This is a genomic window from Psychrobacillus sp. FSL H8-0510 (assembly GCF_038008345.1).
GTDB classification, from domain to species: Bacteria; Bacillota; Bacilli; order Bacillales_A; family Planococcaceae; genus Psychrobacillus; species Psychrobacillus psychrotolerans.
Map to the genome: position 1 here is coordinate 266,659 of NZ_JBBOYZ010000002.1, position 16,844 is coordinate 283,502.

The following is a 16,844-nucleotide window of genomic DNA, read 5'->3' on the forward strand; positions in this document are numbered from 1 at the left end:
CATTGCGTCTGTTATTGCGTGGAGTATTGTTGCAATAGAAAATCGTAAGACACACGAAGGGTTGACAACAATATGCATTATTCGATATGATTAATAATATTAGTAAATCCGCATTCATTGCGAAGTGTATTTCGCAATGAAAAAAGAAGGAAGTTGGTGAATCGTGTCGAAACTAGAGGAAGAGGACTTGCTCCATATACTCGCGAGTAATTTGTCGAAAGAGAGTCGAATCTTATTGGCCTCACTTGTTGACAGAGAAGAAACAATGTCGAAAGAAGAACTAAAAAAAGCAGCAAATGAACTATATGAGCTTAATTTCCCTGAGAGATTTATGGAAACTGGGCCATTAATTCATTCTCGTCATTCACTTGATATGAATACAGCACGATTAGAGGGAGCAGGCTTGGTACATGTGAAAGAAGTAGGCCGTGTAAGAATCTATTCGGTATCGGAACTGGGGCATCGCCTCGCCGACTTTATTAACAAAGACTAAAGGAGAGATAAACATGCAAATGGAAAAAAGCAGACTAACTAAAGGTGAGGCACTTTCTGTGAGCTCAAGATTTGGATTTTTTGGATTGGGAATGGCTGGCGGTTCAATAGCTGCAGCCTGTGCCAACATTAAACTTGGAGATGGTCACCCTATCTATCCATATTCCGGTCTTTTTGTAAATACGAGCCGAATTGACATGGCGACTATCAAGACGACAAATCCTAAAACCAAAAAATTATTAATCGGCAATGGCCAAGGAGCAGGAAGAGATATAGAAATCGGTGAAGAGATGTTTGATGCTTCTACTGAAGTGATCGGCGAGGAATTCGACAAGATATTTAATGGTCATGATTTCATCTGGGTAGTCGCTGGACTAGGCGGAGGAACAGGCACTGGGACTGTTATTAATGCTTTGGAAATGGTCATTGAAAAAGGTTACGGCGGGAGATTCGGTTTAATACTAACTCTTCCACGTGACTCAGAGGGTCTGAACGTATTCGAAAATGCAATGAAGAGATTGAAAACAATTGAAGAATTCATGGATAGCTTTGGCTCTATTATATTTGTCGACAATCAGAAACTATATCAAGAATTTGAGAAATCACACAAGAATGCACCTGTTGGTGACTATATTCGACACGCTAATAGATTTATAGCCGAAACGCTACATGAAATGAATGTAGTTACAGCAAGCTATAAGCCAGTTGCTGAGTTTAATTTCGACTCTTCTGAATTTATAAATCTCATAAGCACGCCAGGCGTATTGCATATTGCAAAAGCTACGATGGATGCCACTGAAATCGTCGATGCAAAGTCTTATAATTATGAACAGCATGTAGAGAACATGCTCGTCGAAGGTGTCCTGTCAGGGGGCTACGAGCTGAAATACGCAGATAAGCTTGCAGTAAGCATCTTTGCTGAGAACAGTATGGCTAATCGAGTGTTCAAGCTAAGCTTCATCGAACGAATCGAAGCAGTAATTCAAAAGGTTTCTGCTACTGCCTCTGAAAAACCAATCGCCCAATACGGTTACAAAAATTCCGTAAAGCCGAATGAAACACAATCTAAATCACCTGTTTATCTTTATGCAATGTACGCTGGGCTTGACCTCCCTACTCGTATTCAAGAAATTGCCTTATTGAAAGATCAGTTAGTAGCTGAAAAGATAAAGCTCGAAGAAGAACGTAGAGCAAACAAACCAAATCTGTTTGGAAGCAGCGAATCTATTACTCGCCAAAAGAAAATACCGCAACCTGGTCAAGACTTGTTTGGTAGAAAACGAAAAACCGAAGAAAACACTGAAAAATCAACTGGTAAAGGCTTAATAAAAAACTTGTTTGACAAATAAATATTCCTGAACCGACACTATCGAGTTTCCGTGATAACCTAGTTCTGGTTGTTGCGGAAGAATTTAAGTGTTAAGAGACTACTAATTCGCTAGAGTTAGTAGTCTCTTTTATATAAAATTCACAAATGGTATCTATGATGCCCTTGTTAAAAACACCACGGTTTCTCCCCTTTGTTGCATTGCAGAAAAGCATAACACTTGTTTTTCTTAACTATAATGACGACAATTCATACTCTTCTTTCTAAATACAATCCGTGTAACGTGAACTCCCCAATACACATCTGGGTGAAAATCAACTTGATAGCTTTAATTTACCTCTCCTTCCTTTCCTTCCTTATTTAAACCAGTTTTCTAATAAACCTTCCTGTTCTGCAAACTCATTTATCCACCGTTAAAGTAAATGTCATAAGTCATCTAAAAAAAGCGTTAACAAATAAACGCCCAAATTGACGCCTTCCCAACCTCTCGGATGTCAACTTAGTAATATTTAAAAATGCTTAAAACAGCCTATTTAATAATTTTAAACCTCATTTTCATAAAACCGGAATGGATTGAAATAGGATTGAATCATGATTCTACAAAATAGGACAGGAATGAAGCATTATTAAACCAAAGTATTACAAAACCGGACGGGATTGCATTATAAGTAAACCATTTTGTGATCCAACTGAATTGAAAAGGATTTAAAACAATTTATATTAAAACAGCATTAAACAGGATTGGACTTATTTTGATGCTAATTGAATTCATTTGAGGTTAACATGGGATTGAATAGAAACAAATATGGTTTATTATAAGACAGGTTTAGCGATAAATGATTTAAATTAGATTCTATTCTACTTAATATTACAAATATATCGGGATTGAATTGCATTATAAATAAACTAAAGTTGATAGAATCGAATGATGACTGAATATAACTGGACCGAGATTAATTTATAATTATGCTATATATAACACAACCAGTCACAAACTGATTTGTTTATACTTCTGTTTGGTTCATAACAGAACGGCATAGAAGTTATTATGAATCTAAATTAACATTAAGACGGTCGTTCCTTGTCAATACTAGTGTATTTTTCTTATTGGAATTTAGAGATGTTATAGTTCACCCCTTAATTGGATAGGATTGAAACAAAACTAAAGCAATTACTGTCAAAAGCACGACAGAATAGGACTGAGCAGAATACAACATGAAGTATGATTAGATTGAAACATGATGAATTCTCAAGTATAATAGGATATAATTAAGAATAGAGTCGATGGTTGTTGAACCTTGTAAACAACAAGGAATCAATATTCAGAAGGACAGGAGGACTATAAATGAGCAATAACTATTCATTCGAAAATTTACATGGAGCAGACCAAGATATTAAGTTAAAGGTTAGCGTAGAAGAAATAAAAGAACTACTGGCTGCTGATCCGTTATACCACATTATAAAAAATACTAGCTTAGAAGATGATCTATTTGGTTCAACACTCATAGAAGATGGTTTTGCCACTATTGAAGACAAGATCTTTTATACTACATCGCAAGTTTGTAAAGTATTTGACAAGAATGAAAGCTCTTTACGATATTATGTGAAACCTTTACAAGATTACATATTTAAAGACAATGATGTTGCCTCTGCAGTTGCTTATCGTTTTGATTTACTTGCTGTTTTTAAATTGTGGATGATTCTCTTATTGAAAGATAAATACGGTGTACGAGGCCTAAAAAGACAACTTGGCCTAGAAGCTATTCCAGTCAAGGATGAACAAGGTTCATCAAGTAAATCTGGCTTACAAACCAATAATCAAAATGAAATATTCGATAAAATCTTAAAGGGATTCTTTAATAGTGATTCAATAAATATGGTCCTTGATGAAGAGGCTGGTTACTATTATCCCGAAGTAAAGCCTGAATATATTGAGGAACAGATTCGAAATCATGTCGGTGTTATTGAAGATGCCTACAAAGAGAAATTGGAAACAGCAGAACAGCTCCTTCTAGAAAACAAAAAACCAGACACCTCTGTTGAGGATGAAAAGGCAAAAAAAGAACAAGAACTCCAAACAAAAGAAAATGCCGTCAACGAAGCAATGAGCCGTATTCATGAAATTGAGATAGAAGCAATTGAGTCATGGAATGCACTAGATGAGTCAGAGAAAACAACCAAGGTCGGATTATTCGGGAAACGCGTAGAAGATGCTGTGAAGCGTTCTAACTATATCCTTAAGTTCAGAAGTGAACGACTAAAGAGTATAGAACAGTCTCCTGCAGAAATCTAATCGTATTTTGAAATACCATTTAGTAAATATTGTTTAACCTTATAATTTCTATAGGAGATGCCATACGCACCTATATCTCTATACTTTCGAGTCTAGATTAGAATGATCTCCGAGTATGGAATAATCATCCAGTGATGCCTAATAACATCTTTTAAGATTATATATAGAACATATACTTAATCGGGCCGCTCATAGATACGAGCAAAGCGGATTTTTCAGTCACCAAGCAGGGGATACTAGATAATATCTCAGCATCTCAAAATAAATATAGAAGTGTCTGATAGAGAGTATCCCTAATCATTCTGCACAATCAACCATATCCTTTCCGAGTATTTGGGAAATATTGTATAACCCGACCGGCATCTTAATAGATTCCGGTCTATTTTCGTTGGCATCTGTCACAACCAGTCAACTAGTGGCATGGTGCGACATGGTCTGTCGGTATTTGAGGAAGGAATTATATTGAATTACAGTAATTAGGCGTGATATATTTGGTGAAATTCGAAAGAAGGAGTGAATTTCGCAATGGGTATTGTTATTACGCTTGGTCTTCAAAAAGGCGGAGTATCCAAAACTACCACCACTGGTATTTTGGCATACTTGATGGCTAGAGAAGGAAAAAAGGTACTGGTTGTAGATATGGATATGCAGGGAAATGTCAGTGAGATGTTAAGTGGAGTTGAAGCTAATGAGTTTATTGGCAGCTCCGTATACGAAGCTATTGTCCATAAGGATCTAGGAAACAAAATACGGATTATAGATGAGAAATTGCATTTGTTACCAGCGAACAACTTCCTTTCTTTATTATCGAGATGGTTATACACAGGGAAATACACCGACTTCTCCCATGAAAAACGCGTGGTTCAAACAAAAAGACCAACAGGTTCTCCCTTTGCACACTTAGACACGGTATTATCCAAGGTGCGTGATCACTACGACTATATATTGATAGATACACCCCCAGCACTGTCTGAGCAGACAACGAATGCACTCTATGCAAGCGATTACGTTATCACGATGTACGAGAGCTCCAAATTTTGTCACTCCGCTATTGAGAATTTCTTTCTAACGATAGACATGGCGAGACAGACAAGTCCTTGGAATGTAGAAATGGTGGGAATTCTGCGGACACTGAATGACGTAAGACGCGGGGACTCTAAATACTTCAATGAGAAAATCAGAGAAGAATATCCCAACGCTGTATTCAAAACCATTATTACCCGTAAAGCAAAAGTTGGTCGTATCCCGATCTATGGTTTTATGGAGAATAAAGAACTTAATGAAGCGGTGAAGCCTTTTGAAGACTTCTATGAAGAATTAAAAACACGGGTCGTACAGAAGGAGACGGTGGGGGTTTGAGCATAACCATGGAAAAACATAAGGTTATTAATGAAATAGAAGCAAAAGAATCAACAAAAGGTAGAGCAACGCAATTTGCATCAGAATCTTTCTTCAACCCTGAAAATTTTGCTACTATAACCCAAGAGGGTATACACACCTTTGATAAACTTAGGAATTTCGAACCGAAAGTACCTAAAAGGCGTATTTCTACAAGCTTAAAATTAGATGCGGACCTCAAGCATCGACTAGATGATTGGCTTGGATTATCTAGGCAACGCAGTGACTTTATCAATTACGCTATACGAGCCGCATTCGATATTATCGATAATAATTTACCTGAAGACCTGGACTAGTTTTACTATCCAAGGTCTTTTTTCCATTCGACGCAGTTTTTTCTATTAAACACTCCTCCTCTGCATATAACAGAAGTAAACAGTTATAAGTAAAGGAGGAAGATTAAAATGTATATGAAAAAGCTCGCGGGTAGAGTTCTATGGTTATTCATGGCACTAATGGTCATTACAGCGTTTTTCCAAGTAACACCAGCAGCAGCAGCGGGAACCACCAAACACTGGACAGGAAAAGACGGCACAGTCACTGTTACAAGGCCATCGAATTTGCCACCTTTTGCAATTTCCTTTAATGGGCATTCATCCTATCCAAGTAGCAAACTATTCTATCTGGAAATACATCGTAGTATATTTAGTTGGTATTCACCTGTGCCACCAGAGGCAATGAGCCCTAGCAATCAGGATAAAGATAGATGGCAAATAGTAGAAAACCGAACAAATGAATATGGCGATGATTCCAATGCCTATTTCGTAAATAAGAATTTCAGTTGGAATTTGAAAAAAGGAAGACAAGAACCCAAACTTGGAAAACCAGGAGTGTATCAAGGAGATAACACTGGTACAACACAAATAGGGGTTGCTTACAACAAAGGTGGAACAACCTACAACTATGTAGGAAAGAACTATGAATGGAGATATCTTGGGTATTCGGCAGAAGGAAATTCTGTTCATAATCCTTATTTCCCTGCCGATTATCCACCCCCGGCTGATAGCGATTATAGTGATAGAAATTGGATTGTAGATCCAAGCACCAATGACGCAACGAAGAGTCATGAAATGGCTAAAGCTTCTCATTACGATTCGAATGAAAGCCAAAAAATTGCATGGTTTAAAAAGTATTTCTTCACGAACAACCCTAATTTCCGTAGAACTGGAAAAACATTAGATGAAGATGCGAAATACTGGTCTGAAATTTTCAACCTACAAAATAATCCAGACTGGTCTACAGGAATTGTAGTTGGTTTCCATCAGTATGGTAAAAAGATTTATTACATCAATTTAGAGTTTTCAAGCCCTAAAATGGCAAACTTACGTCTGACAAGCTATAAGGTGTTTGATAATGAAACTGGAGAACTAGTTGCTTCATTCACTAGAAACGCAACAGACAACAAAAATCTTACAAGTAAATTTACGAAGCATAAAAAAGCAGTGAAAGCAGGAAGTGAATACCGTATTGAAGCATCCGTGAAGAACATGACGGAAACAGGACTAGTAGGCAAGTCTACTATGTTCACACCACTTGGACTAAACACCTATTATTCTTATGATAACAAGGTTGCGATTCCTAACGTGTTCGACATGCAAGCGAACTCTGCAATGGCTCAAAAGGGTGCAGCGAGATCGGATAGCGATAAGATCGGTTATGGTCATGCAGCGAAGTATGACAAAATGGTATCAGACGGAGGAGAGGCTTCTTCTTGGATTGTCAAAGTCCCAGAAACAGCTGGAGAGTTTATGAAGTTTCGGGCGACGATTCCACTTGCTCACTATATTATCGGAGACAACTTTGATACAAGTGATGATGAAGTAGAATTTATCATGCCTGTTCAAACAGACGATATTGGGGTCAGCGTCAATGTAGACTTGCTACAAGGCGGGAAGAAAGTGGACGATGTAGTAGCTGGAGAAACGTATAAGTTACGCTTCTATATAAACAAAGCATTCGGAGAAAAAGAGGTTGGCTCGAACAACCCACTAAATCCATTTGCATCTCTAGACCTCAGCTTAACAGACGGGGTACGCACGTTAAACCTCGAGCAAATTGCTACCAAGACTGTATTGAAAAAACAAGGGGATATAGCCATTGTCGAGATGGATTACACACCAACTCAGCCATACATGAAGGTAACATGGCAGATTGCTAATAAACACAGAGTACTCAAACAATCGACAGACTATACGAACGATGGACCATATTCGAAGGAATGGAGAGGATTACTCAACATCTCCGCTTACGACCTAGAAGTCAGTCCAAATGCGATTCGGATGCCTGTAGATGGAAATACTTCTGCAAGCGAATCTGTTCAGCTTTCGTTCAAATCACAATTAGAAACAAACTCCACTAAATCGTACAATGTCTTGTATACAGTGAAGCTTGGTAATAGTGTGATTGGTCAATTCAATGCAACTTTACCACCAAATCAAAAAGTGCAGTTGAGTTTCAGCGTTCCTTCCAGAACATATACGCAAGGTACACATACCTTTAGTGTAGAAGCGAACCCGGCACCGAGAAATCCGGTTGAGTATGTTCCAGGATTAACAAATCCATACAATGACAACATTGCTGAAGGATATCTGAAAGTCACTAAGAACGACGCTATCAAGCGTTGCGATATGAGACACACGTTAAATGAATGGACGACTAAATATACAATCTATGACTGGAAAGGTGAAGCATACGAATTCCAGAATAGCCGAATCGTCGGATACGAAGCAGCTACTTGCTACGAGTACGAATACGATTCAAAAAGCGGGACCTACATCCCTTCTCCTTACGATTGTGAACGTCCAGTTTATGAGTACTACCCAGACATGGGCATAAAAACTACCTACACAAACACATTTTTGGACATTCGTGATCACTTTGAAAGCTATAATCTCTCGAAGATTCTAATCAGAAGCAAAGAAACTGCTGGTGGTTGGAAAGATGTTAAAAACGGGACTGCGAAAGTACAAGCAGGATATGGCTTTGAAATGAAAGTGTTTGCTGAGTATCGCTCCAATTTGTTATCAAACAGACCAGAATCATGGTCTTATTCTACAAGCTTCACGTTATCAAATGGTGTAAGCCATAGCTACGTGTATGACTTGAGAACTGTTAATCCGGATCATGGCCTTCAAGCTAGTCCTTCTCAGATGTTCATGGAGCATCCGTTTAGTAAAGTGGCAGGAGGAAAAGCAACCGTAATACTAGGTGTTTCAGAATCTACTGGTGGACTGGATAACAATACTAAAACATTCTATATGCCGCTTGTGAAAACGGCGGGTGTGAATGTTCATGAGATGTTGATAGATAAAAATGTGAAGACTGGCACTTATCAGATGCGTTTCGATACACCTGAATGGTATGGGTCGACACAGAAACCTGCAACGTCCTTAATGCTGTGTGATTACGCGACAGTAACCATTGAAGTGACAGCAGATAATGTTGACGATATGAACACACATATCACGCATTAATAACAAGAGCCTCTCCGGAGGCTTTTTGTTTTCTGTAAATAATATTTGACAAATAACCATTTTTATGCTATACTATTAGTAACAGATAAAGATAAGAGAGGGGAATATGAACATGAAGAAATGGCTTATAGGAATAATGGCTCTATTATTGATCGTAACAATTGCACAAATAACACCGGAGGATAAAGCTAGCGAAGCTAATCGCTTATTCGTAAACGGCAAGCAGCTTAGTGGAGCAGATGTCTCTTTAATGAATTACAATGCAGAATACAAATCGGTTTACATTCCACTTGTGAGTACAGCAAAAGCTCTTGGATTGAAAGTGGAAAAAATAGACTCAAACAATGTAATGGTTTTTGACAAAGCCAATGAACAATATCTGTACCGTATTGGAAGTTCAGTTATCTTAAAGGGTTCTTCGATGAATACGATTCTTCCTTATGAGACAAAAGTTATTTCTAGTATCAAAGTACCGGTTCAAAAAGGACCTTACTTATCCAATAATCATTTCTTAGTTCCTCATAAGTCTTTTACAGATGTATTAGATATTGCAGTAGAGGCTACTAAACGATCTGACGGAGGTTGGGATGTCTATGTAGGGTCTAAGCCAGTGAAAACAGGACAAGCAACCAATGTGACTCCTCCAAAGACAGAAGCTCCTAAGCCCGCATTAGCAGGAGTTAAGCAAGACAGTCGATTCCCATACCCTAGCAATTGGGTAGCCCCAAGCATCGGAGATACTCGTACAAGTAAAAACATAGAAAAAGATGCTCTAACTCTTGAAAAGAAACTTGGTTATTCAGAAGTATCTTCTTCTTCTGCATCGTTTGATATAGATGGTAATTATAATTTCGGAATTTTCCTAACAAAGAAATCATCTCAAGATTTTGAAGTTTCAATTACGATTCCATCATTTAAATACAACACAAAAGCATCTAACGAAAATAAGATTCCGTACATTTTAAAAGAAACTTTAACATTCTATGGTGTGCCTGAACTATACAATGTGGTGGAAGCGGGGAAAATTAAAGGCGACAAAACCAAATGGGACAAACCATTTAAAATAGGAAATCGGTCCGTAGAAGTTTGGGATACAGGTGGACAAACCACTGTAATGATTGGTAAAGCAGGCGTGAAGTACGATGCAAACTGGAAGCAAATCAAATAGTATAATTAGTAGAAGAGGGCGTCAGAGTATTCTGTCGCCTGTTTTGTTTATACAAAAACATAATATAGTGAGGTGGAAAGCGAGTGAAGCATATACGTTTCTCCCGCGATAAAAAATGACACGAAATACAATGAAAAGTACGTTGAGAAATAATTATCCAACGTGGAAACAGACAAAAACTAGTTTTTCAATAGTAATGCTTATTCTTGTTACACATATATTTTGGTTTGCCTTCGGAGTATTAGGTTTTGAATACTTGCCGATTTTTGTCAGCTTGGACATAGGATTCATGATTTTCGCTATCGTCCATCGAGTCCTATTTATTCCATTGGCAAAGTTTTCTATCACAACAGCCTTTTTCAGGGAAAGTTACAATCTTAATTTCTTAAAGAATATCTATCTTTTTCGAGACATATTAGTACTAGGTGCTTTTCTTCGAATAGGAGGATACGCCTTTTTACTTTTATCAATCGAATCAGCTACTCCTGCTACTCCTAAAGAAATAGACATGATTTGGGCAGAAAAACTGAATAACCCCTTAGGATTCCTAATAGCTCTCTTCCTTTATATAACCTATCTTTTCTTCCAATATTATCAAGACCGATTTATGAAGATAGGTGATTATTATTACGAAGTCAAAGAACATATGGAACTCCGAAAGGTTAATTCCCAAACAGCATCGGTACATGTACGCAACAGAAGAAAAGCAGATAGAGATAAAGAGGTATACTCTAACTCAATAAAGAATGCCAATCAGACAAAGCAATCGAGGTAATCGAAATCTATTTATGGGAGGATATAGAGGATGTTTGAATTTCATAGTTTGTGAAAGTATTCACTTAAACTAAAGTCGCAGTTTAGATGAATAAGCAAAATGCATTTTCGAAAAATCATAATGTTAAATTTGTTTAATATTGGAACTTCTATTTACTTCAAACGTATTAAAGTAAAGGAGTAGATTAGTTGAAAAGTGTTGTTTAACACGTGTTCAACAATCTGGCATTTTGTGTATGAAATTCGAGGCGACAGGAAAGGTGATGGATTGAGTCTAATTCAAGTTATATATATAGTGCTTATATGGACAATACCTAGTCTGGGTTCTTGGAATTCCTTCAGAAAAATGGAGAAAGAGAAACAGATAGAGCTTATAAAAGAGTGGAGAAATCCTTTATCTATTTTAGGTATTACACCTAGTTTTATTGGTGTGCTTGTATATCTTACAGGCTCTGTTGCAGCATCTGACATAAAAGTCTTACGTGATTTGGGAATCGCTTTGGCACTATTTGGTTGGTTTGTAATTTGGGTAGTAGGTCTGATAAAAGGAGAGGAAAATACCTTTAAGTGTTTTACTATGATATTAATAGGGATTTCCGTACTAATTGCTTATATCTATCTGTTTTCTTACTAAACTAACGGGTGCTTTACTTCAAGAAGGAGTAAAGCCTTTTTTCTTATTGAACCTAATGCCGCAGTTTCGTTGAAGAGTAATTTACCTAACTGTGGAAAGGAGGCATGGATATTTAATATGGATACTGATTCTCTGATTCCGTTTATAATTATTTGGGGATTACCAGCTTTTATGGTTGTTAGACGTTATTTTAAAATGAATACTGATGATAAAAAATCAGCAATCAATGATTTTAGGTCATGCCGTTTTATTTTAACAATTGGGTTTATTGTAATGGGTACTTTCTTTGCACATTTAGGGTCTTTATTCGCCATTAGGATCATGGAGTTAATTGGGATTGGTTTTTTTGCTTTAGGAGGATTCTTATCAGCAATAAATCTGTGGAATAAGAATAAAATCAAAAGTGTGATTATACTGGTTTTAATAGCTTTTCCTTTGTGGTACGTATTGAACTAACGGGTGCTTTACTTCAAGAAGGAGTAAAGCCATTTTTTTATTGAACTAACGAAGCAAGTTAGTTTAAGAAACACATTGGTTAATTGTGGTAATATATTATCAGATATGGGAGGGATTTCATTGGACTCATTTTATATTTTAAGGTTCTTTACGACGTCAGAAATCATAATTTCTACTTTTTTTCAAAATGGTATTTGGGTAATCGGCTTTTTTTACTTGCTAAATAAAACATTTGAAAATAATAGACTTAAGTATTTTTCTAAATATACTTTATGGGTTGTTATGGCTATCTTATTTATTCATTCAGTAGTAATTGGTATAGAAACTTTATTCTTATTAAACTAAAGTAGCAGTTTAGTTGAAGAAGAAGGTTTTTTTGAGATTGTGTTGAATAAGTTAATATATGTAAATTATAGAACAATAGGGGTGCTTTACTTCAAGTCTGGGGGTGGCACTTTTTTCTTGCCCAAACGTAACAGTTTAGTTCAATAAATGAAATATTCATACTTAAAATGGGGTGGAGAAAGTGAATACAATAGATTTTGAACGGATAAATAGAAATAGAAAAAAGATATTTACGTTTACTTTAATTTGGATGGTATTGCTTGGCGGGCTATTATTTCCAATAAAATTTGTCCAATTTATCCCAATATATATAGGAATGCTCGTTGTCTATTTTTATATTGCTTACATGTTATTTGGTCTATATGAAAAACGTCCTCTAGTGATGATTTTCTATGCATTTTTATTTAACTCCATTGGTCTGTTATGGCGTGTTCTTTTAGAATGGGGAGAGTATTCAATGATTAGGGATTTGACTATATTGAATGTGATGATTTATCTTATTTCGATTCCCCTTTACATTACGCTAGTCTTTTTAGTGATACAACGATTGATTGATAGAAATCAAAATAAAGTGCATAGCTAAAATAAATATATAGTTTTTCATATTCAGCTAACGGGGCTTTACGGGTAAGCCTTTTTTCTTATTGAACTAAAAGGGTAGGTTAGTGAAATAAAGGGTAAAACTAATTAGATATAAATTAGGAGAGTACAATGAAAATCTTTCTAGAGTCAACACTAATTTTAGTTATATTCGTATTTGTTAGTATCATATGGGTAATTCTTTGGGGAAGTATATATTTAGAGATTGGCATTGATATTGATGAAAGATATGGTGGAATGCCTTATGTCTCTATTCTTATTCTGTTTTTGGTGCTATATAAAAACAAATTGCAATTTAGCGGAATGAATAAAGGAAAAGATAGAGAAAAACTACCGAAATTGATTTCTAAAATACTTATTTTCACTGCAATTAGTCTGTTATTCTTACCGCCAGTACTGAGTTTCTTCTTCAACTAACGGGTGCTTTACTTCATGAAGGGGTGCGAAATGAAAAAACTAGCATTACTATTAATTTTTCTGTTATTATCAGTAGTTTTAATCGCGTGTAACAATGATATCCAAGAGTCTCAAAAGAAGGAAGATCCAACTCGAGTATCTAAAGAGAATACTAAAAGAATACAGACTGAAAAAAGTACTGTTGGAAATGAAGAAAAATTCCTTCCAGCTTTTAAGGATCTTGTTACACCTGAAATTTCCCTTTTGTCTTCTGAGGGGAAAATGAAATATCTGTTTGATTTCTCGTATGGAGAAGTATGTTGGAATAACTGTGATGAATTCATTCATTACAACTACCCTAGCATCCATAGCGGAGATGTTGAAGTTGGTGATAAAATTCAAATTGATTGGAGTACATTAAAACCGCAACCAACAGAAATTCATTTAATACACGTAGATAATAGCGATGAATATGATTCAAAAGAAGTGAGTAGAAAACAAAAGTCTCCTGAAAATACACCTTTAACAATTGCAGTTGATGAAGAAATGATTGGAAATCAATATGCTTTCGAATTCATATGGAAAGATGGAAAATTGGTTGAGGGAAGAAGCATAATGAATTTTAAACTTGAGTAGTGGATTTATCAAAAAGTCTTCTTGTACTATCGGGTGCTTAGTTTATGGGTTTGCTTAACTTGTGTTCAACAAGTGAGCTAAGTTGAGAAAGGAGAATCGAACTTATGAAGAAAAATATTTTGTACTTTATAGCAGGTCTCTTAACTTATTTTGTGATTTCTAATCTTATGCAGTTATTGTAAAAGCTATTTTAATGAGTTCAACAAACGGACGGACTTGCTTAATAAGCGGTATCTGTTCTTGTTCCAACTAACATAAAACGAAAGTAACATTCTACATTAGATTCCTTATATACAAACTGGTGCTTTACTTCAAGAAGGAGTTGAGCCTTTTTCTGTTTGAACTATAAGTTGCTGTTTTCTGGAAAAAAAATAGAGGTACTAATTGGTGTCTATTATGCTGAGTTAGAGACAGGTTTAGTTAATAAAGGGCGTAACATAAATCACTAAAAATACATTTTGAAAGAGTGATAATATGAACTACTACCAAATTGTAAAAGAAGTAATTAATGATTGGGACCCTATGTACCTTTTACCTTACACATCTGAGGATGAATATGAACCAGAAATACGTCGCATTGTATCACTTTTACCAACTATATCTGTTGAAAAATTAGCGGTAGTGATACATGAAGTCTTTGGCGAAATGTTTTCGAGTTGTAGAGTACCTTCGATTAATAATTGTTACCCAAGTGCCTTGAAAATTTGGAACAAAATTTACAATAATAAATTTCCAAATTTAAAAAAACGATATTAATCAAAAAAATCTATAACACAGCCAACAAAATAAAAAAATGTACGTTACTAAATTAATTAGTAGTGTACATTTTCATAATGTAACAAGATAAGCAAGTAAAGGTTAGATAGATCACCATATACAATTGCTTGCTCTTCCGGTTACTATTTATCTGCGTTCGATTGTTGCCTTTCCATTTTCAAATCTCATCAGGTGATCACCGGCTTTTATTAAAGCGTTGATTGGTGCCATCCACACGCCATTTTCATCTTGATATGGCCCAGAGTACAACTCGATCTTTTGTCCTCTATATAATGCAAACGCTTGACCGTCTTGATACTCAATTCTCATGCCATCAATATCGACATAGAAACCATTGTCTACTTCCACAAATGTTCCACCTAGAGATGTTGCAACTTGCTCAGCTGGCATTAGGGCAATTTCACGCTTCACTACAATTGGCTGGTCGAACTGGACGAGTTTACCTTTGATATTGATGCTATCCGTTTCTACCTCACTAGCATGTATAACAAGCATTCCATGACCACTTTCTTTTTCCTCTATTCCTGTTCGAAGGTCAAATGTCGTGTTCAAGAACTGTTCTTCTAACTGCACAAAACTCATTGGGAATTTAGCTTGTTCAATGGAGATGACTTGACCTTGTACTAAGGCTAGTCCTCTTGCTTCTTCTTCCACAAACTGACCGTTTCCATCTACGCTCATTGCTTTAAATATGTCATGTGCTTCATCATACGTAATTGCATTGAGATCCTTCACCTTCACGCCGGTTGCGTTATAATAAGGGATTTCTGCAAAGCGGTTGAACGTATATAAAATTTCGTTGTTTTCGAGAGCGAGCTTTTCTCTTTCTTTCTCAATCAACGCACGTTCTTTTTTGTACTGTTCCAAACGCTCTTTTGCATCGTAAGGGTTATACACATTTGCAGGTTTGGATTTAGAACCAGAGAATCTCTCAGTTCCTTCACCGCTCCAACATAAGCCTTTCTCGCCGTCTTTCGGTTTAGAAGTGATTGTCTTAATCAACTTCTTACCTTTGTAATGCTTATCAATCTTCACACAACGGTTACCTTCCATTTTGTACTTACTTTCCACACGCGTGCTTCCGCCTCCAAGAGAAGGGAAGGTTACAGTACCATCTGGATTCTTAATAGCACCAGGTGGCAATTTACCCCCATTAGAGCCTCCTGAACCGCCTCCAATCGTTTCTCCAACATTTGGGTCCTTTCCGTTGTCAATGACATCGTAGTCGTCTGGTACAGCATCTACAGGCTTGTCTCCATGATTACCATGACCAGGACCAATGATTTCGAATTCTCCGATTAAGTTTGTATATCGTTTCATTAGTGCTGCCTGAACAGCTTTGTCTTTAATCATTGAGATGGCTTCTTTGACGAGAGTTGCATCATTTAAATCCTCTTTATTCTCGAAGCGAGCAAGGATTAACATAGCGTATCTTTCGATTACAACATCATATGCTTCTCCACTCAATTGTTTAAACTGAACCATCATGTCTTTCGGTAAGTCTATTTGATTGATAACTTTTGGATCATTTCCTTTTACAGTCGGAAGGGAATGTACAGCTTCCACATATGCTAGACCTGTTTCTTGATTAGGGTTTGCAAGAAATGCTTCCTTCATTAATTGAATGTGTTTAATGTACTCATCATACTTTGAGAAAACGATGGGTACAAAATCTGCAGAAGGATCTGGTTTTGGTTCTATTTCTTCCTCCTCTACATTCTCTTTGTCATTGTTTTCGTCATCTACAATAGGAGCTATGATTTCTGGAGACGGTAACTCTTCTTCTTCTTCTTCTTCAGGAACTAGGACATTTGATGAATCGTCTTTTTTCGGGATTTCCCCTTCGAACGTATCGGTAGCTTCTTCAAGTTTATCTAAGATGTCCTCAATGCCCTCTAGGTTGTTCTCAGCCGATAGGGAAGTTTTTTCTGAAGAAACTGCATCTCCTGTATTTGCAGATGCCGTGACGGGGGAAATAACCATCATTACTGCGAACCCAGCAATCATCCATCTTCTCCATAGGCTTTTTAAATCTTTGTGTCGCATTTGTTTTCCTCCTTTCTGTTAGTAATCTT

General features: G+C 36.5%; 16 protein-coding genes. 15 read left to right on the forward strand and 1 reads right to left on the reverse strand.

All coding sequences use genetic code 11. The annotated features are described in order from the left end of the window. Positions 1-163: 163 nt before the first annotated feature. The 15 genes from MHI40_RS21285 (at position 164) to MHI40_RS21355 (ending at position 14,748) form a co-directional block, all read left to right on the forward strand. On the forward strand, positions 164-493 hold the full coding sequence (locus MHI40_RS21285; protein ID WP_340765309.1) for a hypothetical protein: 330 nt from the start codon (positions 164-166) through the stop codon (positions 491-493). A 13-nt stretch (positions 494-506) separates the two neighbouring features. Then, on the forward strand, positions 507-1,841 hold the full coding sequence (locus MHI40_RS21290; RefSeq protein ID WP_340765311.1) for a plasmid replication protein: 1,335 nt from the start codon (positions 507-509) through the stop codon (positions 1,839-1,841). A 1,323-nt stretch (positions 1,842-3,164) separates the two neighbouring features. After that, a complete protein-coding gene (locus MHI40_RS21295) occupies positions 3,165-4,112 on the forward strand; it encodes a hypothetical protein (protein ID WP_340765312.1) in 948 nt (315 codons plus the stop codon). Between the two features lie 525 nt (positions 4,113-4,637). Next, on the forward strand, positions 4,638-5,471 hold the full coding sequence (locus tag MHI40_RS21300) for a ParA family protein (RefSeq protein WP_340765314.1): 834 nt from the start codon (positions 4,638-4,640) through the stop codon (positions 5,469-5,471). Then, on the forward strand, positions 5,468-5,806 hold the full coding sequence (locus MHI40_RS21305) for a hypothetical protein (RefSeq protein ID WP_340765316.1): 339 nt from the start codon (positions 5,468-5,470) through the stop codon (positions 5,804-5,806). The genes MHI40_RS21300 and MHI40_RS21305 overlap by 4 nt, the downstream gene beginning before the upstream one ends. Before the next feature lie 108 nt (positions 5,807-5,914). Continuing rightward, positions 5,915-8,983 carry an Athe_2463 domain-containing protein gene (locus MHI40_RS21310; RefSeq protein WP_340765318.1) on the forward strand — a complete coding sequence of 1,023 codons (3,069 nt, stop codon included), beginning with the start codon at positions 5,915-5,917 and terminating at the stop codon, positions 8,981-8,983. A 112-nt stretch (positions 8,984-9,095) separates the two neighbouring features. Next, entirely contained in the window at positions 9,096-10,151 is a 1,056-nt protein-coding gene (locus MHI40_RS21315; protein WP_340765320.1) for a hypothetical protein, read from the forward strand. A 115-nt stretch (positions 10,152-10,266) separates the two neighbouring features. Continuing rightward, the gene (locus tag MHI40_RS21320; RefSeq protein ID WP_340765322.1) at positions 10,267-10,926 is read left to right on the forward strand and encodes a hypothetical protein; all 660 of its coding nucleotides are present in this window, start codon (positions 10,267-10,269) and stop codon (positions 10,924-10,926) included. Between the two features lie 345 nt (positions 10,927-11,271). Then, entirely contained in the window at positions 11,272-11,559 is a 288-nt protein-coding gene (locus MHI40_RS21325) for a hypothetical protein (protein ID WP_340765323.1), read from the forward strand. A 117-nt stretch (positions 11,560-11,676) separates the two neighbouring features. Then, on the forward strand, positions 11,677-12,015 hold the full coding sequence (locus MHI40_RS21330; protein WP_340765325.1) for a hypothetical protein: 339 nt from the start codon (positions 11,677-11,679) through the stop codon (positions 12,013-12,015). A gap of 120 nt (positions 12,016-12,135) precedes the next feature. Continuing rightward, on the forward strand, positions 12,136-12,360 hold the full coding sequence (locus tag MHI40_RS21335; protein WP_340765327.1) for a hypothetical protein: 225 nt from the start codon (positions 12,136-12,138) through the stop codon (positions 12,358-12,360). A 181-nt stretch (positions 12,361-12,541) separates the two neighbouring features. Beyond that, complete coding sequence (locus tag MHI40_RS21340; protein ID WP_340765329.1) at positions 12,542-12,943, forward strand: hypothetical protein; 402 nt, start codon at positions 12,542-12,544, stop codon at positions 12,941-12,943. Positions 12,944-13,071: 128 nt separating this feature from the next. Then, a complete protein-coding gene (locus MHI40_RS21345) occupies positions 13,072-13,377 on the forward strand; it encodes a hypothetical protein (RefSeq protein ID WP_340765331.1) in 306 nt (101 codons plus the stop codon). 30 nt (positions 13,378-13,407) lie between these two features. Continuing rightward, positions 13,408-13,992 carry a hypothetical protein gene (locus tag MHI40_RS21350; RefSeq protein ID WP_340765333.1) on the forward strand — a complete coding sequence of 195 codons (585 nt, stop codon included), beginning with the start codon at positions 13,408-13,410 and terminating at the stop codon, positions 13,990-13,992. Between the two features lie 474 nt (positions 13,993-14,466). Further along, positions 14,467-14,748 (forward strand): hypothetical protein, encoded by a 282-nt coding sequence (locus MHI40_RS21355; protein WP_340765335.1) that lies wholly within the window; start codon positions 14,467-14,469, stop codon positions 14,746-14,748. Between the two features lie 147 nt (positions 14,749-14,895). Here the strand turns inward: MHI40_RS21355 and MHI40_RS21360 are convergent, their stop codons facing one another. Beyond that, positions 14,896-16,815 carry a hypothetical protein gene (locus MHI40_RS21360; protein WP_340765337.1) on the reverse strand — a complete coding sequence of 640 codons (1,920 nt, stop codon included), beginning with the start codon at positions 16,813-16,815 and terminating at the stop codon, positions 14,896-14,898. Positions 16,816-16,844: the final 29 nt, after the last annotated feature.

What these genes read in the sequence shown, in the direction of transcription:
- MHI40_RS21290 (WP_340765311.1), top strand. Translation starts at nt 507, where the DNA reads ATGCAAATGGAAAAAAGCAGACTAACTAAAGGTGAGGCACTTTCTGTG.
- MHI40_RS21295 (WP_340765312.1), top strand. Translation starts at nt 3,165, where the DNA reads ATGAGCAATAACTATTCATTCGAAAATTTACATGGAGCAGACCAAGAT.
- MHI40_RS21300 (WP_340765314.1), top strand. Translation starts at nt 4,638, where the DNA reads ATGGGTATTGTTATTACGCTTGGTCTTCAAAAAGGCGGAGTATCCAAA.
- MHI40_RS21310 (WP_340765318.1), top strand. Translation starts at nt 5,915, where the DNA reads ATGTATATGAAAAAGCTCGCGGGTAGAGTTCTATGGTTATTCATGGCA.
- MHI40_RS21315 (WP_340765320.1), top strand. Translation starts at nt 9,096, where the DNA reads ATGAAGAAATGGCTTATAGGAATAATGGCTCTATTATTGATCGTAACA.
- MHI40_RS21320 (WP_340765322.1), top strand. Translation starts at nt 10,267, where the DNA reads ATGACACGAAATACAATGAAAAGTACGTTGAGAAATAATTATCCAACG.
- MHI40_RS21325 (WP_340765323.1), top strand. Translation starts at nt 11,272, where the DNA reads ATGGAGAAAGAGAAACAGATAGAGCTTATAAAAGAGTGGAGAAATCCT.
- MHI40_RS21330 (WP_340765325.1), top strand. Translation starts at nt 11,677, where the DNA reads ATGGATACTGATTCTCTGATTCCGTTTATAATTATTTGGGGATTACCA.
- MHI40_RS21345 (WP_340765331.1), top strand. Translation starts at nt 13,072, where the DNA reads ATGAAAATCTTTCTAGAGTCAACACTAATTTTAGTTATATTCGTATTT.
- MHI40_RS21350 (WP_340765333.1), top strand. Translation starts at nt 13,408, where the DNA reads ATGAAAAAACTAGCATTACTATTAATTTTTCTGTTATTATCAGTAGTT.
- MHI40_RS21355 (WP_340765335.1), top strand. Translation starts at nt 14,467, where the DNA reads ATGAACTACTACCAAATTGTAAAAGAAGTAATTAATGATTGGGACCCT.
- MHI40_RS21360 (WP_340765337.1), bottom strand. Translation starts at nt 16,815, where the DNA reads ATGCGACACAAAGATTTAAAAAGCCTATGGAGAAGATGGATGATTGCT.